At 73.5% G+C, this 25,621-nt stretch carries 25 protein-coding genes; 22 read left to right on the plus strand and 3 right to left on the minus strand.

Features of this window, described 5'->3' with window-relative positions:
* Together PLP61_RS02665 and PLP61_RS02670 are read left to right on the plus strand one after the other, a co-directional pair.
* Positions 1-332, plus strand: a 332-nt coding sequence (locus PLP61_RS02665; protein ID WP_324500109.1) for a hypothetical protein, incomplete at its 5' end; no start/stop codon positions are given.
* 41 nt (positions 333-373) lie between these two features.
* Positions 374-1,945 (plus strand): DUF3352 domain-containing protein, encoded by a 1,572-nt coding sequence (locus PLP61_RS02670; RefSeq protein WP_324500110.1) that lies wholly within the window; start codon positions 374-376, stop codon positions 1,943-1,945.
* 12 nt (positions 1,946-1,957) lie between these two features.
* Here the strand turns inward: PLP61_RS02670 and ybaK are convergent, their stop codons facing one another.
* Both ybaK and PLP61_RS02680 read right to left on the minus strand, forming a co-directional pair.
* The gene (ybaK, locus tag PLP61_RS02675; protein ID WP_324500112.1) at positions 1,958-2,443 is read right to left on the minus strand and encodes a Cys-tRNA(Pro) deacylase; all 486 of its coding nucleotides are present in this window, start codon (positions 2,441-2,443) and stop codon (positions 1,958-1,960) included.
* Positions 2,444-2,451: 8 nt separating this feature from the next.
* Entirely contained in the window at positions 2,452-3,117 is a 666-nt protein-coding gene (locus PLP61_RS02680) for an LON peptidase substrate-binding domain-containing protein (RefSeq protein ID WP_324500114.1), read from the minus strand.
* A 64-nt stretch (positions 3,118-3,181) separates the two neighbouring features.
* On the opposite strand from PLP61_RS02680, the gene hisD reads away from it, so the two are divergent.
* The 12 genes from hisD (at position 3,182) to PLP61_RS02740 (ending at position 13,639) form a co-directional block, all read left to right on the plus strand.
* Complete coding sequence (hisD, locus tag PLP61_RS02685) at positions 3,182-4,492, plus strand: histidinol dehydrogenase (protein WP_324500116.1); 1,311 nt, start codon at positions 3,182-3,184, stop codon at positions 4,490-4,492.
* Positions 4,493-4,494: 2 nt separating this feature from the next.
* Positions 4,495-5,613, plus strand: coding sequence for a histidinol-phosphate transaminase (locus PLP61_RS02690; RefSeq protein ID WP_324500118.1), 1,119 nt, complete (start codon positions 4,495-4,497; stop codon positions 5,611-5,613).
* On the plus strand, positions 5,610-6,209 hold the full coding sequence (gene hisB / locus PLP61_RS02695) for an imidazoleglycerol-phosphate dehydratase HisB (protein WP_324500120.1): 600 nt from the start codon (positions 5,610-5,612) through the stop codon (positions 6,207-6,209). Before PLP61_RS02690 ends, hisB begins: the two co-directional genes overlap by 4 nt.
* 1 nt (position 6,210) lies before the next feature.
* Complete coding sequence (hisH, locus tag PLP61_RS02700) at positions 6,211-6,840, plus strand: imidazole glycerol phosphate synthase subunit HisH (protein WP_324500122.1); 630 nt, start codon at positions 6,211-6,213, stop codon at positions 6,838-6,840.
* Positions 6,841-6,854: 14 nt separating this feature from the next.
* Positions 6,855-7,592: a bifunctional 1-(5-phosphoribosyl)-5-((5-phosphoribosylamino)methylideneamino)imidazole-4-carboxamide isomerase/phosphoribosylanthranilate isomerase PriA gene (gene priA, locus PLP61_RS02705; RefSeq protein ID WP_324500124.1), complete on the plus strand. Its 738-nt coding sequence runs from the start codon at positions 6,855-6,857 to the stop codon at positions 7,590-7,592.
* Positions 7,589-8,350 carry an imidazole glycerol phosphate synthase subunit HisF gene (gene hisF, locus PLP61_RS02710; RefSeq protein WP_324500126.1) on the plus strand — a complete coding sequence of 254 codons (762 nt, stop codon included), beginning with the start codon at positions 7,589-7,591 and terminating at the stop codon, positions 8,348-8,350. The genes priA and hisF overlap by 4 nt, the downstream gene beginning before the upstream one ends.
* Before the next feature lie 61 nt (positions 8,351-8,411).
* A complete protein-coding gene (locus PLP61_RS02715; protein ID WP_324500128.1) occupies positions 8,412-10,208 on the plus strand; it encodes an ABC transporter ATP-binding protein in 1,797 nt (598 codons plus the stop codon).
* On the plus strand, positions 10,205-11,995 hold the full coding sequence (locus PLP61_RS02720) for an ABC transporter ATP-binding protein (protein WP_324500130.1): 1,791 nt from the start codon (positions 10,205-10,207) through the stop codon (positions 11,993-11,995). Before PLP61_RS02715 ends, PLP61_RS02720 begins: the two co-directional genes overlap by 4 nt.
* Before the next feature lie 8 nt (positions 11,996-12,003).
* Positions 12,004-12,366, plus strand: coding sequence for a phosphoribosyl-AMP cyclohydrolase (gene hisI, locus PLP61_RS02725; RefSeq protein WP_324500132.1), 363 nt, complete (start codon positions 12,004-12,006; stop codon positions 12,364-12,366).
* A complete protein-coding gene (locus tag PLP61_RS02730) occupies positions 12,359-12,934 on the plus strand; it encodes a Trp biosynthesis-associated membrane protein (protein ID WP_324500134.1) in 576 nt (191 codons plus the stop codon). The genes hisI and PLP61_RS02730 overlap by 8 nt, the downstream gene beginning before the upstream one ends.
* A 56-nt stretch (positions 12,935-12,990) precedes the next feature.
* Positions 12,991-13,191, plus strand: a complete 201-nt coding sequence (locus tag PLP61_RS02735) for an HGxxPAAW family protein (RefSeq protein ID WP_324500136.1) — start codon at positions 12,991-12,993, stop codon at positions 13,189-13,191.
* A 4-nt stretch (positions 13,192-13,195) separates the two neighbouring features.
* A complete protein-coding gene (locus tag PLP61_RS02740; protein ID WP_324500139.1) occupies positions 13,196-13,639 on the plus strand; it encodes a DUF2752 domain-containing protein in 444 nt (147 codons plus the stop codon).
* Positions 13,640-13,655: 16 nt separating this feature from the next.
* Here PLP61_RS02740 and PLP61_RS02745 read toward each other — a convergent pair whose 3' ends face one another.
* Positions 13,656-14,090, minus strand: a complete 435-nt coding sequence (locus tag PLP61_RS02745; RefSeq protein ID WP_324500141.1) for a DUF4190 domain-containing protein — start codon at positions 14,088-14,090, stop codon at positions 13,656-13,658.
* A 105-nt stretch (positions 14,091-14,195) separates the two neighbouring features.
* Here PLP61_RS02745 and trpC point away from each other — a divergent pair, with 105 nt between their 5' ends.
* The 8 genes from trpC to PLP61_RS02785 all read left to right on the plus strand — a co-directional run bounded on the left by trpC (position 14,196) and on the right by PLP61_RS02785 (position 25,547).
* Complete coding sequence (gene trpC / locus PLP61_RS02750) at positions 14,196-14,990, plus strand: indole-3-glycerol phosphate synthase TrpC (RefSeq protein WP_324500143.1); 795 nt, start codon at positions 14,196-14,198, stop codon at positions 14,988-14,990.
* Positions 14,990-16,216 (plus strand): tryptophan synthase subunit beta, encoded by a 1,227-nt coding sequence (trpB, locus tag PLP61_RS02755; protein WP_324500145.1) that lies wholly within the window; start codon positions 14,990-14,992, stop codon positions 16,214-16,216. The genes trpC and trpB overlap by 1 nt, the downstream gene beginning before the upstream one ends.
* Positions 16,213-17,010 (plus strand): tryptophan synthase subunit alpha, encoded by a 798-nt coding sequence (gene trpA, locus PLP61_RS02760; RefSeq protein ID WP_324500147.1) that lies wholly within the window; start codon positions 16,213-16,215, stop codon positions 17,008-17,010. Before trpB ends, trpA begins: the two co-directional genes overlap by 4 nt.
* Entirely contained in the window at positions 16,994-17,632 is a 639-nt protein-coding gene (locus PLP61_RS02765; protein ID WP_324500149.1) for an SCO family protein, read from the plus strand. The genes trpA and PLP61_RS02765 overlap by 17 nt, the downstream gene beginning before the upstream one ends.
* Positions 17,629-18,498, plus strand: a complete 870-nt coding sequence (lgt, locus tag PLP61_RS02770) for a prolipoprotein diacylglyceryl transferase (RefSeq protein WP_324500151.1) — start codon at positions 17,629-17,631, stop codon at positions 18,496-18,498. The genes PLP61_RS02765 and lgt overlap by 4 nt, the downstream gene beginning before the upstream one ends.
* Positions 18,498-19,433: a metallophosphoesterase family protein gene (locus PLP61_RS02775; RefSeq protein WP_324500153.1), complete on the plus strand. Its 936-nt coding sequence runs from the start codon at positions 18,498-18,500 to the stop codon at positions 19,431-19,433. The genes lgt and PLP61_RS02775 overlap by 1 nt, the downstream gene beginning before the upstream one ends.
* Positions 19,434-19,546: 113 nt before the next feature.
* Positions 19,547-24,097: a glutamate synthase large subunit gene (gene gltB / locus PLP61_RS02780; protein ID WP_324500154.1), complete on the plus strand. Its 4,551-nt coding sequence runs from the start codon at positions 19,547-19,549 to the stop codon at positions 24,095-24,097.
* On the plus strand, positions 24,090-25,547 hold the full coding sequence (locus PLP61_RS02785; protein ID WP_324500155.1) for a glutamate synthase subunit beta: 1,458 nt from the start codon (positions 24,090-24,092) through the stop codon (positions 25,545-25,547). Before gltB ends, PLP61_RS02785 begins: the two co-directional genes overlap by 8 nt.
* Positions 25,548-25,621: the final 74 nt, after the last annotated feature.

Genomic DNA, 25,621 nt, shown 5'->3' on the forward strand with positions numbered 1-25,621 from the left:
TCGGGGGTCTCGGCGTCCGCGTGGTCCGGCGCCACTCGCTTACCAGGCGGGCTGCCGCCCTCCCGCGGGCGAGGCTGGCCGGGTGGGTGATGGCGCGGGTGGGCCGCGCGCTGGGCCCGGCGGACCCGGACCGGGAGGCGGCCACCGCCCCCGACCTCACGGCCCTGCCGCTCGACCTGCGGGTCCACGGTGTCAGCCCCTACCTGCTGCTGCCCGCCGGGGCGCTCGCCGGACTGGCGGGGATCGTGCTGGTGGAGGAGGCAGTGCGTCGGTTCCGGGGTCGTGAGGGTGCGCGCGCGGATACTGTGGAGCGCGACCCGGCGGCCGTCTGAGCAGCCGCTCGCCCTTCGTCGATCCGCCCCAGGAGACGCTCGTGTCCGACCGACAGCCCGCCCCGGGTGTGCCCGAGTACCTCGACCAGAGCGGGAGCGGGGTGCCCCGGGTCCGCCCGCGGTCGCTGGTGGTCGGCGTGGGCGTGGTGGGTGCACTCGCGGTGGCCGGTGCCGGCACCTGGGCGGCGATGGCGCTGCTGGGCTCGGGACCGCAGCCGGCCGAGGCGCTGCCGGCGGGGACCCTGGCCTACCTCAGCGTCGACCTGGATCCGTCGGCCACGCAGAAGATCGAGGCCGTCCGGATGCTGAAGAAGTTCCCGGCCCTGGACGACCGGCTGGGTCTGGACACCTCCGACGACCTGCGCCGGGCGATCTACGACTGGGTGCAGGACGACGCCGGGTGTGCCGGCCTCGACTACGGTCGCGACATCGAGCCGTGGCTGGGTGCCCGCGCCGCGGTGGCCGTGGTGGACGCCGGCGGGGACACGCCGAGCCCCGTGGTCGTGCTCTCGGTCAGCGACGAGTCGGCCGCAGAGGAGGGTCTGGCCCGCCTCCGCGGCTGCGGTGAGGCGACCACCTCACCCTCCGCGACCGCCGAAGGGGGCTGGGTCGTCTCCGACGGCTGGGCGGTGGTCGCCGAGGACGCCGAGGTGGCCCAGGAGGTGGCTGACGCCGCCGCCACCGCCTCGTTGGCCGACGACCCCACCTACCAGCAGTGGCAGGAAGCGGTGGGTGACCCCGGCATCGTGACCATGTACGCCGCCCCTGCCGCGGGCGGCTCGCTGGGTGACCTGATGGCGGAGTCGGGCGCTGCCGAGGGGACGGAGGCCGGCCGGGCCCTGGAGGACTTCGAAGGCATGGCGGGAACGGTCCGGTTCCACGACGGCTCGCTGCAGCTCGAGGTGGTCGGCGGGGTCGGTCCGGACCCGCTCCCGGTCTCCGACCGGGCCGGTGCCGCGGTCGCCGACCTGCCTGACGACACCGCGGCGGCGCTGGGCCTCGGGCTCGCCGAGGGGTGGTCGGACCGGCTCGTCGAGGAGCTGAACGCGCTGGACGGCAGCGCCACCACCGGGCAGGACTGGCAGGACCGGCTCTCGAAGGAGACCGGGCTCACCCTGCCGGAGGACGCCGAGACCCTGCTCGGGGACTCCACCGTGGTGGCCATGGGCCCGGACCTCGACCTCGACGCCCTGGCCGGCTCCACCGACGGGTGGGAGATCCCGCTCGGGGTCACCGTGCACGGGGACGTTGCCGGGATCGAGCGGGTGCTGGGCACCCTGCGCACCCGGCTGCCCGCGGAGGCCGCCGGCCTCCTCGACTCCGACACCGAGGGCGACGCCGTCGCGATCGGCCCCCAGGCCGACTACCGCTCACGGCTGCTGGCCGACGGTGGTCTGGGGGACACCCGCACCTTCCGCGCCGTGGTGCCCGAGGCGGACCGTGCCGGCGTGGTGCTGTTCGTCGACTTCGATGCCGGAGGCAGCTGGCTGACCCGCCTCACCCGTGACGACCCGGAGCTGTCTGAGAACCTCGCGCCGCTCTCGGGTCTGGGCGTGAGTGGCTGGCTCGACGGCGACGTCTCCCACCTCCAGGTGAGCCTCACCACCGACTGAGGACCCGGCGCACTACCCAGCGACGGCAGCGACCAGCGCCCCGGTGATCCGCACCAGCTCCGCGGGCTCGATCTCGAGGTCCAGCCCCCGCCGGCCCGCGGAGACCAGCACCGTGGGGTGGGACAGGGCGGTGTCGTCCACGACGGTGCGGTGCCGGCGACGCTGACCGATCGGTGAGATGCCGCCGGCGACGTACCCCGTCGCGCGTTCCGCCGCGATCACGTCTGCCATCACCGCGCGCCGGCCACCCAGCGCCCGGGCCAGCGCCTTGAGGTCGAGCTGGCCCGAGACCGGGACGACGCCCACCACCAGCTCGCCATCCAGCACGGCGAGCAGCGTCTTGAGCACCCGCGCCGGGTCCGCTCCCAGCGCCCGGGCCGCCTCCAGGCCGTACGACGCCGCCCGCGGGTCGTGGTCGTAGGGGTGCAGCGTGAACCGCACGCCCGCGCGGGACAGCACCGTGGTCGCCGGCGTGCCCCCCGAGGCCTTCGCACCCATCGCCCGCCTCAGTTCGGTGACCAGCGGGTCCGAGCGACCTCGGTCGCCGGGAGCGAGGGAAGCACGTTCATCGTCCGCAGCTCCCCTCGCAGCAGGTCGGTGACCAGCACCAGCCGCAGCTCGGCGTCCTCGGTCTCCAGCAGGGACTGGCGCTCGGGCAAGGGCAGCGGCGCGACGGCGGCGAGTGTCCAGGAGAGGAGCTCGGGGTCCCGGGGCAGCGTCTCGGGGAGCGGGTCCGCCCGCAGGCCGGTGACCGCGGCCCGGTAGGCGTGGAAGACCGCCAACGCCTGCTCGACCACCGGGCGGGGCACGGTGCGCCGCTCGGTCGGCAGCACGGCCACCTCGCCCTGGGGGAACGGCCCCCCGGTGTCCAGCCGGTCCAGCCGGATCCGGTCGCGCCCGACCGCCTCGATGTCGAACGAGCCGTCGGCCCGGGGTGAGACCTCGGTGAGCTGCAGCCGGCAGCCGACCCGGAACAGCGACTGGGTGCCGTGCTCACCCACCTCGTAGCCCTCGCGGATCGCCACCGACCCGAACAGCCGACGGGTCGGGTCCGGCTCCCGCAGCAGATGGTGCACCAGGGAGCGGTAGCGGTCCTCGAACACGCGCAGCGGCACCACCACACCGGGGAACAGCACGGTGTTCAGCGGGAACATCGGCAGGGGGAGGCTCACCCGGACGACCCTAGCGCCGAGACAGGGCCCGGCGCGGCGCGCGCCAGCACCTAGACTCATGTCCATGATCCGCCGCATCGATCTCCGCGGCGCCGCGGCGAGAGGCGGCGCGGCCGTCGACTACCGGTCCGTGGTGCCGAGGGCCGACCTGGACGTGGAGTCGACCCTGGAGGTGGTGCGTCCGATCTGCGAGGCCGTGCGTGAGCGCGGCGTCGCGGCGATCACCGAGTTCTCGGCCCGGTTCGACGGGGTCGCGCAGACCGACATCGCGGTGCCCCCGGAGGCACTGGCCGCGGCGCTGCACGAGCTAGACCCGGCGGTCCGCGCGGGGCTGGAGGAATCCATCCGCCGGCTGCGTGAGACCTGCACGGCCGAGCTCGAGAGCGACGTGGTGACCGAGCTCGGGCCGGGTGCCACCGTCACCCACGCCAAGGTCCCCGTGGAGCGGGTGGGCCTCTACGTCCCCGGCGGGCTGGCACCGCTGGTCTCCAGCGTGGTGATGAACGTCGTCCCGGCGCAGGTCGCCGGCGTCGGGTCGATCGCCCTCACCTCCTCGCCGCAGGCGGCGCACGGCGGCCTGCCGCACCCGAACATCCTCGCCGCGTGCGCCCTGCTCGGCGTCCGGGAGGTGTACGCCGTGGGCGGCGCCCAGGCGATCGCGATGTTCGCCTACGGGGCCGGCCCCTGCCGTCCGGTGGACCTGGTCACCGGGCCCGGGAACATCTACACGGTCTCGGCCAAGCGCCTGCTCAAGGGCGTGGTCGGGATCGACGCCGAGGCCGGGCCGACCGAGATCGCGGTCCTCGCCGACGACACCGCCGTGGCCGCCCACGTCGCGGCGGACCTGCTCAGCCAGGCCGAGCACGACCCGATGGCAGCGTCGGTCCTGGTCACCCCCTCCGAGCGGCTCGCCGACGAGGTGGAGGCCGAGCTGGACAAGCAGGTGTCGGTCACCCGCCACGTCGAGCGGGTGCGCACCGCCCTGTCCGGGCGGCAGTCGGGCATCGTGCTCGTCGACGACCTCGACCAGGGGCTCGCGGTCGTCAACGCCTACGCCGCGGAGCACCTGGAGGTGCACACCGCTGAACCCGGGCGGCTGCTCGGCCGGATCCACAACGCGGGGGCCGTCTTCGTCGGCTCCTACGCGCCGGTCTCGCTCGGCGACTACTGCGCCGGGTCCAACCACGTGCTGCCGACGGCCGGCTGCGCCTGCCACTCCTCGGGGTTGTCGGTGCGCTCGTTCCTCAAGGCCGTCCACGTCGTCCACTACACCCGTGACGCCCTCGCTGAGGTGGCCGCCCACGTGACCGCCCTCGCCGAGGCCGAGGACCTGCCCGGCCACGCGGCAGCGGTCCGGGTCCGCCTCGAGGGCTGAGCGTGGGACCCGAGGGGGACGCGGCACCGACGTGGCCGCCCGTGCGGCCCGAGCTGCGCGGCCTGGAGCCGTACGGCGCCCCCCAGCTGGCCGTGCCGGTGCTGCTGAACGTCAACGAGAACCCCTACCCCCCCTCGGCCGAGGTGGTGGCGGAGATCACCCGGTCGGTGTCGGAGTCCGCAGCCACGCTGAACCGCTACCCCGACCGCGAGCTCGGTGCGCTGCGCGCCGCGCTGGCCGACTACCTGGGCCACGGCGTGACTCCTGAGGGAGTCTGGGCCGCCAACGGCTCCAACGAGGTGATGCTCCACCTGCTCCAGGCCTTCGGTGGGCCCGGCCGCGTCGCGCTGTCCTTCGCCCCGACGTACTCCATGTACCCCGAGTACGCCCGGAACACCCACACCGCGTGGGTCGTCGGCCGCCGCGAGCAGGACTTCAGCCTCGACCTCGACCACGCCAGGGAGCTGGTCGCCGAGTGCCGGCCCTCGGTGCTCCTGGTGCCCTCGCCGAACAACCCCACCGGCACCGCCCTGCCGCTGGTGACGGTCGAGGCGCTCTGCGAGGCGGTCGGCGACACGGGCCTGGTCGTGGTCGACGAGGCCTACGCCGAGTTCCGGCGGGCCGGGACCCCCAGCGCCCTGGAGCTGCTGCCCGCCCACCGGAACCTGGTGGTCACCCGCACGATGAGCAAGGCTTTCGCGCTGGCGGGCGCCCGGCTCGGCTACCTCGCCGCGGACCCGGCCGTGTGCCGGGCGCTGCGGGTGGTGCGGCTGCCCTACCACCTCTCCACGGTGACCCAGGCGGTCGCCGTGGCGGCGCTGCGCCACGCCGGTGACCTGCTCGGCCAGGTGGATGCGCTGCGCGCCGAGAGGGACGGCCTGGTCGGGTGGCTGCGCGCGGAGGGGTACGCCGTGGCCGACAGCGACGCGAACTTCGTGCTGTTCGGCTGCTTCCCCGACCGGGACGCCGTCTGGCAGGGCCTGCTGGACGAAGGGGTGCTGGTCCGGGCGACCGGGCCGGAGGGCTGGCTGCGGGTGTCGGTGGGCACCCCCGAGGAGATGGCAGCATTCAGGCGGGCGCTGACCCAGGTACGGTCGGCGATGAGGGAGGCAGACAGATGAGCCGCACGGCGACGATCGACCGAGCGACCAAGGAGTCCACCGTGCACGTCGAGGTGGACCTCGACGGCACCGGCGCGTCGCAGGTCTCCACGGGGATCGGCTTCTACGACCACATGCTGGCCTCCTTCGCCCGTCACGCGCTGGTCGACCTGGTGGTGCGCACCGACGGCGACACCCACGTGGACGCCCACCACACTGTCGAGGACACCGCGATCGCGCTCGGCGACGCGCTCCGGGCGGCGCTCGGCGACAAGGCGGGGATCCGGCGCTTCGGCGATGCCCTCGTCCCGCTGGACGAGACGCTGGTGCAGTGCGCGGTGGACCTGTCCGGCCGCCCCTACTGCGTGCACACCGGCGAGCCCGAGGGTCAGGCCTTCGTCACGATCGGCGGCGCGTACCTGGGCTCGCTGACCCGCCACGTCTTCGAGACCCTGGCCTTCCACGCCACGCTCGCCCTCCACGTGCGGGTCCTGGCCGGACGCGACCCGCACCACCTCGTCGAGGCGCAGTTCAAGGCCTTCGCCCGCGCGTTCAGGGACGCCGCCTCCCGGGACCCGCGCGAGGCCGGCGTGCCGTCGACCAAGGGTGCCCTCTGACGTGAAGCGGGTCGTCGTACTGGACTACGGGTCGGGCAACCTGCGCTCGGCGGTGCGCGCCCTGGAGCGCGCCGGCGCGGAGGTCACCCTGACCGGGGAGCGGACACCGGCCGTCGAGGCGGACGGACTGGTCGTCCCTGGGGTCGGGGCGTTCGCTGCCTGCATGGCGGGCCTGCGCCGCGTGCGTGGGCCCGAGGTGATCGGTCGCCGCCTGGCAGGGGGCCGGCCGGTGCTCGGCATCTGTGTCGGCATGCAGGTGCTCTTCGAGCTTGGGATCGAGCACGGTCTGGAGACCCAGGGCTGCGGGGAGTGGCCCGGCGTCGTGGAGCGGCTGGAGGCGTCCGTCGTCCCGCACATGGGCTGGAACACCGTGGAGCCGCCCGAGGGCAGCATCCTCTTCGCGGGTGTGTCGGACCAGCGCTTCTACTTCGTGCACTCCTACGCCGTGCGGCAGTGGACCCTGGTGACCAACGACCGGACCCGGGCGCCCCAGGTCACCTGGGCACGCCACGACGGCGACCGGTTCGTGGCGGCGGTGGAGAACGGCCCGCTCAGCGCTACGCAGTTCCACCCCGAGAAGTCCGGCGACGCAGGGGCGGTCCTGCTCCGCAACTGGGTCGACAGCCTCTAGGAACAGGTGATCCGATGTCCTACCTCCAGCTCCTCCCCGCGGTCGACGTCGCAGGGGGACAGGCCGTCCAGCTGGTCCAGGGAGTGGCCGGCTCGGAGAAGCGGTTCGGCGACCCGGTCGAGGCCGCGCTGCGCTGGCAGCGCGCGGGCGCGGAGTGGATCCACCTGGTCGACCTCGACGCCGCGTTCGGGCTCGGCCACAACCGCGAGCTGCAGGCCCGGATCGTGGGGCAGCTGGACATCGACGTCGAGATGAGCGGCGGCATCCGCGACGACGAGTCGCTGGTGGCCGCGCTCGCGACCGGGTGCCGGCGGGTCAACCTCGGCACCGCCGCCCTGGAGGAGCCCGAGTGGTGCGCCCGGGCGATCGCGGAGCACGGCGACCGCGTCGCGGTCGGGCTGGACGTGCGCGGCCGTACCCTGGCCGCGCGGGGCTGGACCCGCGAGGGCGGCGACCTGTTCGAGGTGCTCGCCCGGCTCGACGGCGAGGGCTGCGCGCGCTACGTCGTCACCGACGTCGCGAAGGACGGCATGCTGCAGGGGCCCAACCTCGAGCTGCTCCGGTCGGTGTGCGCAGCCACCTCGAGGCCGGTGGTCGCCTCCGGGGGGATCACCGAGCTGGCCGACCTCGCGGCACTCCAGCAGCTCGTGCCCGAGGGGGTGGAGGGAGCCATCATCGGCACCGCGCTGTACGAGGGGCGGTTCACCCTGGAGGAGGCGCTCTCACTCACCAGGCCGGGGGCAGCCCGATGACGTTGTCGGTGCGGGTCATCCCGTGCCTTGACGTCGACGCGGGGCGCGTGGTCAAGGGCGTGAACTTCCGCGGGCTGCGGGACGCGGGGGACCCGGTCGAGCTGGCCCGGACCTACGACGCGGAGGGTGCCGACGAGCTGACCTTCCTCGACATCAGTGCCTCGCACGAGGGGCGGGCGACCACGCTCGAGATCGTCTCCCGCACCGCTGAGGAGGTGTTCATCCCGCTCACCGTCGGTGGTGGCGTCTCCTCGGTCGAGGACGTCGACCGGCTGCTACGGGCCGGCGCGGACAAGGTCTCGGTGAACACCGCCGCGATCCGGCGCCCCGAGCTCGTCGCCGAGATCGCCGACCGGTTCGGCAACCAGGTGGTGGTGCTGTCGGTCGACGCCCGCCGGGCACCCGAGACCGACTCGGGGTTCGAGGTGACCACCCACGGAGGTCGTCGGTCGGCCGGCCTGGACGCGATCGCCTGGGCGGTCCGGGCCACCGAGCTGGGGGCGGGCGAGATCCTGCTCAACGCCATGGACGCGGACGGCACCCGCGCCGGCTTCGACGTGGACCTGATCGCCGCGGTCCGCCGGGAGGTGCCGATCCCGATCGTCGCCTCCGGTGGCGCCGGAGCCGCCGAGCACTTCGCCCCCGCGGTCGCCGCAGGTGCCGACGCGGTCCTCGCCGCCAGCGTGTTCCACTTCGGCACGCTGCGGATCGCCGACGTCAAGGCCGCGCTCGCCCAGGCCGGCTACCCCGTCCGCTGAGCCGGCCCCGGCGGCCAGCGGTGGTTTCACCAGGGTCGGCGCCGCGGCATACCCTGACCCGGTGACGGAGGTGTCGGCGGGCCGGCGGGGGGCCACCACCCGCGAAGGGTTCGCCGTCTTGTGGGTGGCCATCCGCCGCGAGCCCTGGATCTTCACCGTCTCCACGGTGGGGAGCCTGCTGTTCGGGGCCCTCACCGTGGCCGACGCGTGGGTGCTGGGCTGGGCCACCGACCATGTGGTCGTGCCTGCGTTCAAGAAGGGCACCATCGCCCCCGAGCTGCTCTGGGCCGTGCTGGCCCTCTTCGTCGGGGTCGCACTGCTGCGCGCGGTGGGCATCGTCGCCCGGCGGCTCGGGGCCGGGGTGATGCAGTACCGCATGCAGGCCCACGACCGCCGCGCGGTCACCCGGCAGTACCTCTCGCTGCCCATGGAGTGGCACCAGCGCCACCCCACCGGCCAGCTGCTCTCCAACGCGAACTCCGACGTCGAGGCCGCCTGGGCGCCGATCGCTCCCTTGCCGATGGCCGTCGGCACGGTGGCGATGATGGTGGTCGCGGTGGCGCAGATGCTGGCGACCGACGTGGTGATGGCTCTGGTCGGCCTGCTGGTGTTCCCGCTGGTGGTCGTCGCCAACCTCGCCTACCAACGGCTGGCCTCACCGCTGATGACCCGCGCCCAGGGTCTGCGCGCCGACGTCAGTGAGATCGCGCACGAGTCCTTCGACGGGGCGATGGTGGTCAAGACGCTCGGCCGGGAGCCCGAGGAGACCGCCCGGTTCGCGGCCCTTGCCGAGGAGCTGCGCGACGTCAACACCCGGGCGGGCCGGATCCGGGCCGCCTTCGACCCCACCTTGGCCGCGCTGCCCAACCTCGGTGTGCTCGTGGTGCTGGTGGTCGGCGTCGCCCGGGTCGGTGCCGGTGCCGCCGACGCCGGGGACGTCGTCACCATCACCTACCTGCTCACGATCGTGTCGTTCCCGATCCGCTCCATCGGCTGGCTCCTCGGCGAGTTCCCCCGCAGCGTGGTGGGGTTCGCTCGGGTCCGGTCCGTGCTCGCCGCCACCGGTGAGCTCGGCTACGGGGACCTGTCGCTGCCCACCGTCCGGACCGGCGCGCGGCTGGAGCTGGCCGGCGTCTCCTACACCTACACCCCCGACCAGCAGCTGCTCACCGATGTCGGGTTCACCGTGGAGCCCGGCCGGACCGTGGCGCTGGTCGGGGCGACGGCCTCGGGGAAGAGCACGCTCACTGCGCTGGTCGGGCGGCTGCTCGACCCCGACACCGGCACGGTGCGAGTCGACGGGACCGACGTGCGCGACCTGCGCCGGGGTGGGCTCGCCGAGGTGCTCGCCGTGGTCCCGCAGACGGCGTTCCTCTTCGACGACACCGTGCGCGGCAACGTCACCCTGGGGGCCGAGGTCTCCGACGAGGAGGTCTGGGCGGCGTTGCGCACCGCCCAGGCCGACGGTTTCGTGGCCGCGCTGCGGGAGGGGCTGGACTCCCGGCTGGGTGAGCGCGGCACCTCGCTCTCGGGGGGACAGCGCCAGCGGATCGCGCTGGCGAGGGCGCTGGTCCGTCATCCCCGCCTCCTGGTCCTGGACGACGCCACCTCGGCCGTCGACCCGGAGGTGGAGGCGCGCATCCTGGACGGGCTGCGGGCGACCGGCACCGGCACCACCCTGGTCGTGGTGGCCTACCGCAAGGCCACGATCGGGCTGGCCGACGAGGTGCTGTTCCTCCAGGACGGCCGGATCGCCGACCGCGGCACGCACGCCGACCTGCTCGGCCGCAACCCCGACTACTCCCGCCTCGTCAACGCCTACGAGCACGTGCACGACCTGGCCGAGGAGCCGGCGTGAGCACGACCAGCCGGATGGGGTCGGGGGAGGACCTCCGGGCACTCGACACCATCCGCCGCGGGGTGCGGCACTCCCCGGAGCTCAAGGAGGGGTTCGTGGGGACCCTCCTGCTGGCCCTGGTCGCCGCGCTCGGGCAGGTGGTCGTGCCGGTAGCCGTCCAGCAGACGGTCGACCGCGGTGTGCGCGGCCCGGACGGGCCGGACCTGTCCTTCACGGTCGTGCTGAGCCTGGCCGCCGCCCTCGCGATCGTGGTCACCAGCGGGGCCTCCTACCTCATGACCAGCCGGCTGTTCCGGTCCTCCGAGCGGGGCCTGGCCACCTTGCGCATCAAGGCCTTCCGGCACGTGCACGACCTGCCGCTGCTCACCCAGAGCACCGAGCGTCGGGGTGCGCTGGTCTCGCGGGTGACCAGTGACGTCGACCAGGTCAGCCAGTTCCTGGTCTTCGGCGGACTGCTCTTCGTGGTCAGCGTCGGGCAGATCCTGGTCGCCACCGCCGTGATGGCCTGGTACAGCTGGCAGCTCACGCTGGTGGTGTGGGTGTGCTTCGCACCGTTGTTCGCCTCGCTGCGCTACTTCCAGCGGCGGCTCTCCGCGGCGTACACGGTCGTCCGGCAGCAGGTCGCGGTCATGCTGTCGGCGATCGCCGAGCCGGTGGTCGGCGCGGCGGTGGTCCGTCTGTACGCCGTCGAGAGGCGCACCCAGGCCCGCATCGACCGGGCGGTCGCGGCCAACCAGGCCGCCAGCACCCGTGCCCAGGGCTTCACGGCCTTCTCGTTCTCCCTGGGGGGTGTCTCGGCCGGGCTGGCCAACGCCGGCGTCATCATCGTCGGGGTCTGGCTCGGCTTCGCCGGAGAGATCACGGCGGGGAAGGTGCTGGCGTTCGCCTACCTGGTGACCCTGTTCGTCGGCCCGGTGCAGATGGGCACCCAGATCCTCACCGACGCCCAGAACGCGATCGCCGGGTGGCGGCGGGTCATCGGCATCCTGGACACGCCCGCCGACCTGGTCGATCCCGGTCCGGACGGGGTGGTGCTTCCCCGCGGCCCGATCGACGTCGAGTTCGACCGGGTGACCTTCGCCTACCCCGGCGGACCGCCGGTGCTGCGGGAGGTCACCCTGGAGGTCGCCGCCGGCACCCGGCTGGCGATCGTCGGCGAGACCGGGTCGGGGAAGTCGACCTTCGCCAAGCTGCTCACCCGGCTGATGGACCCGGCCGAGGGGGTGGTGCGCCTGGACGGCGTGGACGTGCGGGAGGTGTCCGGCGACTCGCTCCGGCGGGGCGTGGTGCTGGTGCCTCAGGAGGGCTTCCTCTTCGACGACACGCTCGCCGCGAACGTGCGCTACGGCAGGCTGGACGCCACCGACGCCGACATCTGGACCTCCGCCGAGCAGCTCGGGCTGGCCGACTGGCTCAGCAGCCTGCCTCGGGGTCTGGCCACCCGCGTCGGTCAACGCGGTGAGTCGCTCTCGGCCGGGGAGCGACAGCTGGTGGCCCTGCTGCGGGCCCACCTGGCCGACCCGGACCTGCTGGTGCTGGACGAGGCGACCAGCGCGGTGGACCCGGCCCTGGAGATGCGGATCGGGCGCGCGCTGGAGCAGCTGATGCGCGGCCGCACCTCCGTCACCATCGCCCACCGGCTCTCCACCGCCGAGAACGCCGACGAGGTGGTGGTCGTGGACCGGGGCCGGATCGTCCAACGGGGGCCTCACGCCGTGCTCGTGGCAGAGGAGGGCGTCTACGCCGGGCTGCACGCGTCGTGGGTGGCCCAGCAGGGCACGCGATAATGGCCGACGTGACCGCTCCCGCCCAGCCGGGCCTCGACCCCGCCATCGCCGCCAGGCTCAAGCGTGACGGCGCCGGGCTCGTCCCCGCCGTGGTGCAGCAGCACGACACGGGGGAGGTGCTGATGCTGGGCTGGATGGACGACGAGGCGCTGGCCCGCACCCTGCGGTCCGGCCGGGTGACCTTCTGGAGCCGCTCGCGCGGTGAGTACTGGCGCAAGGGGGACACCTCGGGGCACCGTCAGTGGGTCCGGGAGGTGCGCCTGGACTGTGACGGGGACACCCTGCTGGTCAAGGTCGACCAGGAGGGACCCGCCTGTCACACCGGGGCGCGCACCTGCTTCGACGCCGACGTGCTGCGTGCCGATGGCTGAGCGGGGAGGCCGGGCCGCGCCCGCGGTGCTCCTCGGGCTGGCCTCCGGGGCGCTGACCGCGGTGGCCAGTACCAGGCCCTGGGCCCGCGTGGCCGGGGTGGACCCGCTGCTGGGCGCCGACCGGGCCCGGCTGGAGTCCCTCGGCCACGGGCTGCCGGTCGCCGCCGCGACCAGCCTGGTCGTGCTCGCGGCCTGGGGCGTGCTGCTGGTGGCCCGCGGCCGACTCCGGGTCGCGGTCGCCTGGCTCGGCGTGCTGGCGGCCGCAGCCACCGTGTCCGCGGTGGTGGTCGCCTGGTTCGTGGTGCCGCAGTGGGTGGAGCGGGCGGCGGAGGACGCCGGCGACCCGCAGGTCACCCTCGGCTGGACCCCCTGGTTCTGGGCAGCGCTCCTCGGCGCGGTGGTGTCGCTGCTGGTGACCGTGGTCGCGGCCCGGTCGGTGCGGACCTGGCCGGAGATGGGGGCGCGGTACGACGCACCCGGTCGGGGCGCCGGCCTCCAGACCCCCCGCTCGAACCTGGATCTGTGGCAGGCCATGGACGAGGGTCGCGACCCCACCGCCGAGCACTGACCCCTACACTGGCGCCAGCACCGTGTGACGGTCTCGAACTGGAGGAGTGGCCCGCAATGTCTGGAAACCACGGCAGCAACCCCGCAGGCTGGACCGGTACCGCCGTGGCGATGGTGGGCTTCGTGATCGGTGGGATCGCGCTGATGCTCACCCCGGTCAACATGACGCTGTTCTGGGTCGGGGTCGTGGTGGCCCTGGCAGGTCTGCCGGTCTTCCTGGTGATGACGAGGATGGGGCTGGGCGACAGCCCGCACTGAGCGGATGAGTCTTCTCGCAGCGCGGCCGGTGCAGGGTGCTGCCGGCACGCGCTGGCAGCGGCTCAGGCCGCCACTGGCGACCCTGGGCGGCCTGGCGCTCGGAGCCGTCGCGCTGCACGTGCGCGACCCCCACGTCCAGGGCAGCTGGGGGGTGTGCCCCACCTTCGCCCTGTTCGGGGTCTACTGCCCCGGGTGCGGCGGCCTGCGCGCGGTCAACGACCTCACCCACGCCGACCTGGCCGGCGCGGCCTCCTCCAACCTGCTGCTCGTGGTGCTGCTGCCGGTCGTCGGCTGGGTCGCGGCCCGCACGCTGCTGGCCGCGTGGCACGGCCGGGCCTACACCCCCAAGGCCCTGGGCGCTGCCTCGTCCTACGCGGTCCTGACCGCCGTGATGGTCGTCTTCACGGTCCTGCGGAACCTGCCGGCCGGCGGCTGGCTGGCGCCCTGACCCAGGCGCACACCGGTCAGCTGGTGGTGTCGAAGGTGAAGCTGGTGTCGACCACACCGGCGACCCGCAGGACCACCACGACGATGCTGAGCACGATGCCGACGACGCCGAGGATCAGACCCCACTGCGCCAGACCGGCCCCGGTCTTCGCGCCCTGGGAGTCGGCGATCTCCTTCTTGCCCAGGTAGCCGGTGACCACGGCCACCACGCTGAACACGAACCAGCCACAGCACACCAGGCCGAGGATGCCCGAGACCAGGGCCACGATCGCCATCACCGAGGTCTTCGGCTGGGGAGCGTACTGCGGGGGCGGGGCGCCGTAGGTCGGTGGCGGGGGTGGCTGCTGGCCGTAGGGCTGGCCCTCGCCCCCGGGCGGCGGGGGTGGCTGCTGGCCGTAGGGCTGGCCCTCGCCCCCGGGCGGTGGCGGGGGCGGCGGTGCGCTGTCGCTCATGGGCGGCAGGGTACACAAGCCCGACCCCGCCGGGTCGATGGAGCGCCGGCTGGGGGCGCCGTGAGAGGCTTGGGCCGCCCTGACGTCTGCCCGCCCGGAGGTTCCGTGTCCGTCCTGGACGAGATCGTCGCCGGCGTGCGCCTCGACCTCGCCACCCGCCGCTCCACCACCCCGGAGGCGGACCTGCGCGCCGCGCTCGCCGACGTCGACCCGCCGCGGGACCCGATGCCGGCCTTCCGCGCGCCCGGCTCCAGCGTGATCGCCGAGGTGAAGCGACGCAGCCCCAGCAAGGGCGCGCTGGCCGACATCGCCGACCCGGCCGCCCTGGCCGCGGCGTACGCCCGCGGGGGTGCGGCGGCGATCAGCGTGCTCACCGAGGAACGCCGCTTCGGCGGCACGCTGGCCGACCTGCAGGCCGTGCGGGCCGCCGTGGCCGTCCCGGTGCTGCGCAAGGACTTCGTCGTGGAGCCCTACCAGGTGCTCGAGGCGCGCGCGGCCGGGGCCGACCTGGTGCTGCTGATCGTGGCCGCCCTCGACGACGACCTGCTCCGCCGGCTCCACGCCGACGCCCGGGAGCTCGGGCTCACCGTGCTGGTGGAGACCCACGACGAGCGCGAGGTGGAGCGGGCGCTGGTCCTCGGTGCCGAGCTGGTCGGGATCAACGCCCGCAACCTCAAGACGCTCGAGGTCGATCCCGGGCTCTTCGCCCGGCTGGCGCCGCTCGTGCCTGCGGACCGGGTGCTGGTCGCGGAGTCCGGCATCGGCCGGCCCGGCGACGTCTCCCGCGTGGTGGGGCTGGGGGCCCGGGCGGTCCTGGTCGGCGAGGCACTGGTCCGTGACGGTGACCCGGAGGCGGCGGTGCGTGCGATGACCGGTCTGAGCGGACCCGAGGAGGGCTGATGGGGCACCCGCACACCTACGACGCCGACCCGCAGGGCTTCTTCGGCGACTTCGGCGGCCGGTTCATGCCGGAGGCGCTCGTGGCGGCCCTGGACGAGCTCACCGAGGCCTGGCAGGCCGCGATGGCCGACCCGGTGTTCCTCGAGGAGTTCCGCACGATCCTGCACGAGTACGCCGGGGTGCCGAGCCGTCTGTACGAGGCGCGGCGGCTCTCCGAGCGGACCGGTGCCCGGATCCTGCTCAAGCGCGAGGACCTCGACCACACCGGCGCCCACAAGATCCGCAACGTGATGGGCCAGGCGCTGCTCACCCGCCGGATGGGCAAGACCAGGGTGATCGCCGAGACCGGTGCCGGCCAGCACGGCGTGGCCAGCGCGACCGCCGCGGCGTACTTCGGCCTCGACTGCACCGTCTACATGGGCGCCGTCGACACCCGCCGCCAGTCGCTGAACGTGGCCCGCATGCACCTGCTGGGGGCCACCGTGGTGCCGGTGGAGTCCGGCTCCGCGACCCTCAAGGACGCCATCAACGAGGCGCTGAGGGACTGGGTCAGCACGGTCGGCACCACGGCGTACCTCTTCGGCACCGCCGCCGGCCCGCACCCGTTCCCGAGCATGGTTCGTGACTTCACCCGGGGCATCGGCGACGAGGCCCGGGCGCAGTGCCTGGAGCGCTACGGCCGGCTGCCCGATGCGGTCGCCGCGTGCGTGGGAGGCGGCTCGAACGCCATCGGGCTGTTCACCGCCTTCCTCGACGACGAGGAGGTCGCCATCTACGGGTTCGAGGCGGGCGGCGAGGGGGTCGAGTCGGGGCGGCACGCGGCCACGATCGTGGCGGGGGAGCAGGGGGTGCTGCACGGCGCCCGCACCTACGTGCTGCAGGACGAGGACGGGCAGACCCTCGAGTCCCACTCGGTCTCGGCCGGACTGGACTACCCGGGTGTCGGCCCGCAGCACGCACACCTGGCCCGGACCGGCCGGGCGACCTACCTCCCGGTGACCGACACCGAGGCGATGGACGCGATGGCGCTCCTGGCCCGGACCGAGGGCATCATCCCGGCGATCGAGTCCGCGCACGCGGTCGCCGGTGGGATGAAGGTCGCCGAGCGGCTGGCAGAGGAGAAGGGGCCGGAGGCGACCGTGCTGATCAACCTGAGCGGCCGCGGCGACAAGGACATGGGCACCGCCCTGGAGTGGTTCGGGCTCGGCCGGGAGGACCGGCCGTGAGCGTCCAACCGGCCTTCGCCGCCGCCCGGGCCGAAGGACGCGCGGCGCTGGTCGGGTACCTGCCGGCCGGATTCCCCGACGTGGGTGCAGGCATCGACGCGATGCGGGCGATGGTCGACTCCGGCTGTGACGTGATCGAGGTCGGCCTGCCCTACAGCGACCCGGTGATGGACGGTCCCACCATCCAGGCCGCCGCCCAGCAGGCCCTGGACCGCGGCACCCGGACCCGCGACGTGCTGCGCACCGTCGAGGCGGTGGCCCACACCGGGGTGCCGGCGGTGGTGATGACCTACTGGAACCCCGTCGAGCGCTACGGGGTGGCCCGGTTCGCCGCCGATCTGGCCCAGGCCGGGGGCGCCGGCCTGATCACGCCCGACCTGACCCCTGACAGCGGCGCCGAGTGGATCGCCGCCGCCGACACGCACGGCCTGGACCGGATCTTCCTGGTCGCCCCGTCCTCGACCGACGCGCGGCTCGCGATGACCACGGCCGCCTGCCGGGGCTTCGTCTACGCCACGGCCGTGATGGGGGTGACCGGTGCCAGGTCCACCACCAGCGAGCTCGCCGCGCCGCTGGTGGCCCGGACCCGGGCGTTCACCGACCTGCCGGTCGCCGTGGGCCTCGGCGTGAGCACCGGCGAGCAGGCCGCCGAGGTCGCGCGGTTCGCCGACGGGGTGATCGTCGGCTCGGCGTTCGTCCGGGTGCTGCTGGACCACGCGGGCGACCCCGGCGCCGGGCTGCGCGGACTGGCGGCACTGACCCGGGAGCTGGCGGCCGGTGTCCGCGGTGCGTAGAGGAGCCGCGGCCCTGCTGGCCGCGGCCCTGCTCACCGCGTGCGGGGCGAACGGGTCGGAGCCCGCGGCCACCCTGGTCGGCGGTGACGACGACGGCATGCACGGCGCGGTCCTCGCCGAGCAGTACGTCGTGCCCACCGCGACGCTCACCGACACCGCGGGCCGGCCCTTCTCCCTCGCTGCCAGCACCCACAAGCCGCTCACGCTCGTCTTCTTCGGCTACACCAACTGCCCCGACATCTGCCAGATGGTGATGGCCGACCTGGCCTCGGCGATGACCCGGCTCGACGACGAGCAGCGCAGCCAGGTCGACGTCGTGCTGGTCACCACCGACCCCGCCCGCGACGACGCGGAGACGCTGCGCGCCTACCTGGACCGGTTCGACCCGTCCTTCCTCGGGCTCACCGGCGACCTGGCGACGATCAAGGCGGTCGGCAAGGACCTGGGGGTCTACATCGGCAAGGGGCAGCAGCTGCCGAGCGGGGGCTACGAGGTGGACCACAGCACCCCGATCCTCGGCATCGACTCCCGCGACCGGGTCCCGATCGTGTGGACGCAGGGGACCTCGGCCGCCGACCTGGCCGAGGACGTCGCCGCCCTGCTGGACAAGGAGGGCTCGTGACCGCCTGGAGCATCCCCAGCCCGGCAGAGGGGGTCTGGCACCTCGGCCCGGTGCCGGTCCGCGCCTACGCGCTGTGCATCATCCTCGGCATCCTGGCGGCGGTCTGGATCGGCGAGCGCCGCTGGGTGGCACGCGGCGGCCGCCCCAACGAGGTGAGCGACGTGGCCCTGTGGGCGGTGCCCTTCGGACTGGTGGGCGGTCGCCTCTACCACGTCGCCACCGACTGGAAGCCCTACTTCGGGGACGGTGGCAACCCGTGGGCCGTGCTGTACGTGTGGCGCGGCGGGCTCGGGATCTGGGGGGCGATCGCGCTCGGTGCGGTCGGCGTCCTGATCGGGGCCCGCCGGCAGGGCATCCGAGTGGCCCCGATGCTGGACACGCTCGCCCCGGGCCTGCTGGTCGCCCAGGCGGTCGGCAGGTGGGGCAACTGGTTCAACCAGGAGCTGTTCGGCCGTCCGACCGACCTGCCGTGGGCCTTGGAGATCGACCCCGCCCACCGCCCGCCCGGCTACGAGGGCAGCGCCACCTTCCACCCGACCTTCCTCTACGAGTCCCTGTGGAACCTGGCGGCGTTCGGGGTGCTGCTGTGGGCCGAACGGCGCTTCCGCCTGGGGCACGGGCGGGTGATGGCGCTCTACGTGATGGTGTACACGCTAGGTCGTTCCTGGATCGAGCACCTGCGCATCGACGAGGTGCAGCTCAACGACGTGCTCGGTCTGCGGTTCAACGAGTGGACCTCGCTGACCCTGTTCCTGGCCGCCACTGCGTACTTCGTCTGGGCCACCCGCACCCGGCCCGGTCCGGACACCGAGCTGTACGACGTGTCCGGGGGCGACCCGGTGCCGACCGAGGAGAAGGAACGCTGATGACCCTGACCAGGTCCTCCCGGCTGCGCGCCGCCGCCGCGCTGGCCGTCCTCACCCTGGCCGGCTGTGGCCAGCCGGCAGGCACGCCGGCCCCCGAGGCCCGCACGGTCGCCTCCGTCCACCAGGCGACCCCGCGCGCGGTCACCGGGACGACCGTGGTCGCCGCCGGAGACGTCGTCTGCGCGCCGGGCAGCCCCGCGACCGCCGACAGCTGCCAGCAGCGGGCCACCGCCGCACTGGTCACCAGCCTGAAGCCCGTGCGGGTGCTCGCGCTGGGGGACCTGCAGTACGAGCGCGGCGCGCTGCCCGCCTTCCGGCGGGCCTACGCCGACTCGTGGGGCGCCTTCAAGCGGCGCACCCGCACGGTCCCGGGCAACCACGAGTACAACACCCCCGGTGCCAGCGGCTACTACCGGTACTTCCACCAGCAGCCACCGGGCTACCGCGCGATCTCGATCGGCAGCTGGCGGGCCTACCTGCTGAACTCCAACTGCACCCAGGTCGACTGCGCGGCCGAGCGTGCCTGGCTGCGCCGCGACCTCGAGGCGCACCCCACCGCCTGCACCCTGGTCGCGATGCACCACCCCCGATACTCCTCGGGACCCCACGGCTCGCAACGCTCGGTGACCGGGCTCTGGCGGACCGCCTACCGCCAGCACGTCGACCTCGCCCTGGCCGGGCACGACCACCTCTACGAGCGGTTCGCGCCGATGAACGCCACGGGCCAGCGCCGGGCGGACGGCATCGTCTCCTTCGTCGTCGGCACGGGCGGGGCGTCGCTGTACCAGCGGCAGTCCCACGCGCCGGGGTCGCGGTACTTCCAGGCCGGCTCGTTCGGGGTCCTCGAGCTCACCCTCGGCGACGGCGAGTTCGCCTGGGCGTTCCACACCCTCGACGGCACCGTCCGCGACGGGGGCAGCCACGCGTGCCACTGACCCCCCGGTGGTAGCCTGTGGCTCCCGCTAGGGCCAACGTCGTCCCCGGCAGCCGCACCAGCAGCACCCACGGTGGCGAGCACGATCGCCAGAGATGACGACGGGAGAGGACTGTGCCCGGTTTCGACGGTTTCCCGCCGCCCCAGGGGCTCTACGACCCCAGCCACGAGCACGACGCCTGCGGGGTCGCCTTCGTGTCGACGCTCACCGGCGTGCCCAGCCACGACATCGTGGCCCAGGCACTCACCGCCCTGCGCAACCTCGACCACCGCGGTGCCGCCGGTGCCGAGGTCAACTCCGGTGACGGTGCCGGCATCCTGATTCAGGTCCCCGACGCCTTCCTGCGCGAGGTCGTCGACTTCGAGCTGCCGCCTCCGCACCGGTACGCCGTCGGCATCGCCTTCTTGCCGCCCGACGAGGAGGAGGCGGTCAAGACCCGGGTGCGGCTGGAGGAGCTCGCCCTCGAGGAGGGACTGACCGTCCTCGGCTGGCGCGACGTCCCGGTGGACCCGGCCATGCTCGGGGAGACCGCGCGCTCGGTGATGCCGAGGTTCAGCCAGGTCTTCCTCACCGGCGCCGGAGTACGGATCTCCGGCATGGCGCTCGAGCGCCGGGCGTTCTGCCTGCGCAAGCGCGCCGAGCACGAGACCGACGTGTACTTCCCCTCGCTGTCCTCGCGCACCCTCGGCTACAAGGGGATGCTCACCACCGACCAGCTCGACCGGTTCTTCCCCGACCTGGTCGACGAGCGGGTGGCCTCCGCCCTCGCCGTGGTCCACTCCCGCTTCTCCACGAACACCTTCCCGAGCTGGCCGCTGGCCCACCCGTTCCGCTTCATCGCCCACAACGGCGAGATCAACACCGTGATGGGCAACCGGAACTGGATGCGGGCCCGCGAGGCGCTGCTGCGCTCGGACCTGATCCCCGGCGACCTCGAGCGGCTCTACCCGGTCTGCACGCCCGGCGCCTCGGACTCCGCGTCCTTCGACGAAGTGCTCGAGCTGCTGCACATGGGGGGCCGGTCCCTGCCGCACGCGGTGCTGATGATGATCCCCGAGGCCTGGGAGAACCACGCCGAGATGGACGAACGGCGCCGGGCCTTCTACGCCTTCCACGCGACGATGATGGAGCCCTGGGACGGACCCGCGTGCGTGGTGTTCACCGACGGGACCCAGATCGGTGCCGTCCTGGACCGCAACGGCCTGCGTCCGTCCCGCTACTGGGTCACCGAGGACGGCCTGGTCGTCCTCGCCTCCGAGGTGGGCGTGCTGGACCTCGACCCCGCCACGATCGTCCGCAAGGGCAGGCTGCAGCCGGGCCGGATGTTCCTGGTGGACACCGACGAGCACCGGATCATCGAGGACGAGGAGATCAAGGCCGAGCTGGCCGCGGAGCACCCCTACGACGAGTGGCTGCACGGCGGGCTGATCCACCTCGACGACGTGCCCGGCCGCGAGCACGTCATCCACACCCACGCGTCGGTCACCCGGCGCCAGCAGGTGTTCGGCTACACCGAGGAAGAGCTGCGGGTGCTGCTCACGCCGATGGCCAACACCGGTGCCGAGCCGATCGGGTCGATGGGCACCGACACCCCGATCGCCGCGCTCTCCGACCGGCCCCGGCTGCTGTTCGACTACTTCAGCCAGCTCTTCGCCCAGGTCACCAACCCGCCGCTCGACGCGATCCGGGAGGAGCTGGTCACCTCCCTGTACGGCTCCATCGGCCCCGAGGCGAACCTGCTCGAGCCCACCCCGGCGTCCTGCCGGCAGGTGGTGCTGCCCTTCCCGGTCTTCTCCAACGACGACCTCACCAAGATCCGGCACATCAACCGCGACGGCGACATGCCGGGCTTCATCACCCACGTCGCCCGCGGCCTCTACGACGTGGAGGGCGGCGGGGCGGCGATGGCCGCCCGGATCGAGGAGATCTGCCGGGAGGTCTCCCAGGCCATCGCCGGCGGCGCCCGGATCATCGTGCTCTCCGACCGGCACTCCACCGCGGAGCTGGCGCCCATCCCGACCCTGCTGCTCACCGGCGCCGTGCACCACCACCTGGTGCGTGAGAAGAGCCGGACCCGCGTGGGTCTGCTCGTGGAGGCCGGGGACGTCCGCGAGGTGCACCACGTCGCCCTGCTGATCGGGTACGGCGCCGCCGCGGTCAACCCCTACCTGGCGATGGAGACCGTCGAGGATCTCGCCCGGGACGGCTACTACGTCACGGTCCGGCCCGAGCAGGCGGTGAGGAACCTCGTCAAGGCGCTCGGCAAGGGTGTGCTGAAGGTGATGTCCAAGATGGGCGTCTCGACCGTCGCCTCCTACACCGGCGCCCAGATCTTCGAGGCGATCGGCCTCTCCCAGGCGGTCGTCGACCGGTACTTCACCGGCACCACGTCCAAGCTGGGCGGCATCGAGCTCGACACCATCGCCGCCGAGGTCGCCCGGCGCCATGCCACGGCGTACCCGCGTGGCGGCATCCTGCCGGCCCACCGCGAGCTGACCGTCGGCGGGGAGTACCAGTGGCGCCGCGAGGGGGAGCCGCACCTGTTCGACCCCGAGACCGTGTTCCGGCTGCAGCACTCCACGCGCACCGGCCGCTACGACGTCTTCAAGCAGTACACCGCGCGCGTCGACGAGCAGTCCGAGCGGCTGATGACCCTCCGCGGGCTGTTCCGGTTCCGCGACGCGGCGGACCTCGGCCGCACCCCGGTGGACCTCGACGAGGTGGAGCCGGTCTCGGCCATCGTCAAGCGCTTCTCGACCGGGGCGATGTCCTACGGCTCGATCAGCCAGGAGGCGCACGAGACCCTCGCCGTGGCCATGAACCGGCTGGGCGCGAAGTCCAACACCGGGGAGGGCGGGGAGGACCCCGAGCGGCTGCACGACCCCGAGCGACGCTCGGCGATCAAGCAGGTGGCCTCCGGCCGGTTCGGTGTCACCGCGGAGTACCTCACCAACGCCGACGACATCCAGATCAAGATGGCCCAGGGCGCCAAGCCCGGGGAGGGGGGTCAGCTCCCCGGCCACAAGGTCTACCCGTGGGTGGCCCGGACCCGGCACTCGACGCCGGGGGTGGGCCTGATCAGTCCGCCGCCGCACCACGACATCTACTCGATCGAGGACCTCGCCCAGCTCATCCACGACCTCAAGAACGCCAACCCCGAGGCCCGGGTCCACGTGAAGCTGGTCGCCGAGGTCGGCGTGGGCACGGTCGCCGCCGGCGTGTCCAAGGCGCACGCGGACGTCGTGCTGATCTCCGGGCACGACGGCGGGACCGGGGCCTCGCCGCTCACCTCGCTCAAGCACGCGGGTGGGCCGTGGGAGCTCGGTCTGGCCGAGACCCAGCAGACGCTGCTGCTCAACGGGCTGCGCGACCGGATCGTCGTCCAGACCGACGGTCAGCTCAAGACCGGTCGCGACGTGGTGGTGGCGGCGCTGCTCGGCGCCGAGGAGTTCGGCTTCGCCACCGCCCCCCTGGTGGTGTCGGGCTGCGTGATGATGCGGGTCTGCCACCTCGACACCTGTCCCGTCGGCGTGGCCACCCAGAACCCCGTCCTGCGGGAGCGGTTCGCCGGCCGCCCGGAGTTCGTGGTCACCTTCTTCGAGTACATCGCCCAGGAGGTGCGCGAGCTGCTCGCCCGGCTCGGCTTCCGCACGCTGGAAGAGGCGATCGGCCGGGTGGACGCCCTGGACGTGGCGAAGGCGGTGGACCACTGGAAGGCCGCGGGCCTCGACCTCGGTCCGATCCTCCACCAGCCCGAGGTCCAGAAACAGTTCGCGGGTCAGACCCGCTACTGCAGCACCGGGCAGGACCACGGGCTGGCCAAGGCGCTGGACAACACCCTGATCCGGCTCGCCGAACCAGCCCTGGAACGGGGTGAGCCGGTCCGGATCGAGCTGCCCGTGCGCAACGTCAACCGCACCGTCGGGACCATGCTCGGGCACGAGGTCACCAAGCGCTACCGCGGGGAGGGGCTGCCCCACGGCACGATCGACGTCACCTTCACCGGGTCCGCCGGCCAGTCCTTCGGGGCGTTCGTCCCGCACGGCGTGACCATGCGCCTGGAGGGCGACGCGAACGACTACCTGGGCAAGGGACTCTCCGGGGGACGGATCGTCGTCCGCCCCGCCCGCACCGCCACCTTCGACGCCAGCCAGCAGATCATCGCGGGCAACGTCATCGCCTACGGCGCCACCGGCGGGGAGATCTTCCTGCGCGGCCAGGTGGGGGAGCGGTTCTGCGTGCGCAACTCCGGCGCCACGGCCGTCGTCGAGGGGGTCGGCGACCACGGCTGCGAGTACATGACCGGGGGCCGGGTGGTGATCCTGGGCGGCACCGGCCGCAACTTCGCCGCCGGCATGTCCGGGGGGTACGCCTTCGTCCTGGACCTGGTCGAGGGGCGGGTCAACCCCGAGCTGGTCGACCTCACCCCGGTGGGCGGAGAGCACGCCGAGGAGCTGCGGGTCCTGGTCGAGCAGCATCGAGCCGAGACCGCCTCGCCGGTCGCCGAGGCCCTGCTCGCCGACTGGTCCGCGAGCCTGCCGCGCTTCACGCTCGTCATGCCCAGGGACTTCCGGCGGGTGAGGGAGGCCCGCGCCGCCGCCCTCGCCGAGGGGCTCGACGAGGACCAGGCCAACGCCCGGATCATGGAGGTGCTTCATGGCTGACCCCAGGGGCTTCCTCGCCCACGACCGGGAGGTGGCTCCGCGCCGCCCCGTGGACGAGCGGCTGCACGACTGGCACGAGGTCTACCCGGATGGTGCCGGCCGGGCGCTGCTGCCGATCATCGGCACGCAGGCCGGGCGCTGCATGGACTGCGGCATCCCCTTCTGCCACCAGGGGTGCCCGCTGGGGAACCTCATCCCGGAGTGGAACGACCTGGTCTGGCGCGGGGACTGGTCCGACGCCATCGAGCGGCTGCACGCCACCAACAACTTCCCCGAGTTCACCGGGCGCCTGTGCCCCGCACCCTGCGAGACCGCCTGCGTGCTGGGCATCAACCAGGACCCGGTGACGATCAAGAACGTCGAGGTCGCGATCATCGACCGGGCCTGGGACTCGGGGCTGGTCCGGCCCCAGCCGCCGGAGTGGCTCTCGGGCAGCACCGTCGCCGTCGTCGGCTCGGGCCCTGCGGGGCTCGCCGCGGCCCAGCAGCTGACCCGGGTGGGGCACACCGTGGTGGTCTACGAGCGGGCCGACCGGATCGGCGGGCTGCTGCGCTTCGGCATCCCCGAGTTCAAGATGGAGAAGGCGCACCTGGACCGGCGTCTGGTGCAGATGGAGCGCGAGGGAACCGTCTTCCGGCCGGGCGTGGCGGTCGGGGAGTCACTGACGGGTGAGCAGCTGCGCGAGCGCTTCGACGCGGTGGTGCTCGCCATCGGGTCCACGGTGCCCCGCGACCTCCCGGTCCCGGGGCGGGAGCTGGCCGGCGTCCACCAGGCCATGGAGTACCTCCCCCAGGGCAACCGCGCCGCGCTGGGCGAGCAGGTGCCGGGCCAGATCACCGCGGCCGGCAGGCACGTGGTGATCATCGGTGGAGGTGACACCGGTGCCGACTGCCTGGGCACGGCCCTGCGCCAGGGAGCGGCCACGGTCACCCAGCTCGAGATCCTCCCGCGCCCCGGGGACGAGCGTCCGTCCGGGCAGCCCTGGCCTACCTACCCGATGGTGTTCCGGGTGTCCTCGGCGCACGAGGAGGGCGGTGACCGGGTCTACGCCGTGTCCACCCAGGAGCTCCTCGGCGACGAGGAGGGCCGGGTGCGTGCACTGCGGCTCGTCGACGTCGACGCCTCCTTCCAGCCGGTCCCGGGCACCGAACGGGAGATCCCGGCCGAGCTCGTGCTGCTGGCGATGGGGTTCACCGGGCCGGAGCGTCCCGGCCTGCTCGAGCAGCTGGAGGTGGCCCTGGACGAGCGGGGGAACGTGGCCCGCGACCAGGGCTACGCCACCTCCGTCGACGGCGTGTTCGTCGCCGGGGACGCGGGCCGCGGCCAGTCGCTGATCGTCTGGGCGATCGCCGAGGGCCGGGCCGCGGCCGCCGCGGTGGACGAGTACCTGAGCGGCTCGACGACCCTGCCGGCCCCGATCCCACCGTCCGCCCGACCGCTCACCGTCTGACGCCGACCCGCCACGAGCCGCGGGCGACCGAGTCGCCCGGCGGTTGTTGGAACGTTCAAATCTCGCTAGTGTCG

This window comes from Nocardioides sp., assembly GCF_035429765.1.
Taxonomy (GTDB): Bacteria; Actinomycetota; Actinomycetes; order Propionibacteriales; family Nocardioidaceae; genus Nocardioides.

Bases quoted from the DNA above. Each gene is read 5' to 3' on its own strand.
- ybaK (WP_324500112.1), bottom strand. From the start codon at position 2,443: ATGGGTGCGAAGGCCTCGGGGGGCACGCCGGCGACCACGGTGCTGTCC.
- hisD (WP_324500116.1), top strand. From the start codon at position 3,182: ATGATCCGCCGCATCGATCTCCGCGGCGCCGCGGCGAGAGGCGGCGCG.
- hisB (WP_324500120.1), top strand. From the start codon at position 5,610: ATGAGCCGCACGGCGACGATCGACCGAGCGACCAAGGAGTCCACCGTG.
- priA (WP_324500124.1), top strand. From the start codon at position 6,855: ATGTCCTACCTCCAGCTCCTCCCCGCGGTCGACGTCGCAGGGGGACAG.
- hisF (WP_324500126.1), top strand. From the start codon at position 7,589: ATGACGTTGTCGGTGCGGGTCATCCCGTGCCTTGACGTCGACGCGGGG.
- PLP61_RS02730 (WP_324500134.1), top strand. From the start codon at position 12,359: ATGGCTGAGCGGGGAGGCCGGGCCGCGCCCGCGGTGCTCCTCGGGCTG.
- PLP61_RS02735 (WP_324500136.1), top strand. From the start codon at position 12,991: ATGTCTGGAAACCACGGCAGCAACCCCGCAGGCTGGACCGGTACCGCC.
- PLP61_RS02740 (WP_324500139.1), top strand. From the start codon at position 13,196: ATGAGTCTTCTCGCAGCGCGGCCGGTGCAGGGTGCTGCCGGCACGCGC.
- PLP61_RS02745 (WP_324500141.1), bottom strand. From the start codon at position 14,090: ATGAGCGACAGCGCACCGCCGCCCCCGCCACCGCCCGGGGGCGAGGGC.
- trpB (WP_324500145.1), top strand. From the start codon at position 14,990: ATGGGGCACCCGCACACCTACGACGCCGACCCGCAGGGCTTCTTCGGC.
- PLP61_RS02775 (WP_324500153.1), top strand. From the start codon at position 18,498: ATGACCCTGACCAGGTCCTCCCGGCTGCGCGCCGCCGCCGCGCTGGCC.
- PLP61_RS02785 (WP_324500155.1), top strand. From the start codon at position 24,090: ATGGCTGACCCCAGGGGCTTCCTCGCCCACGACCGGGAGGTGGCTCCG.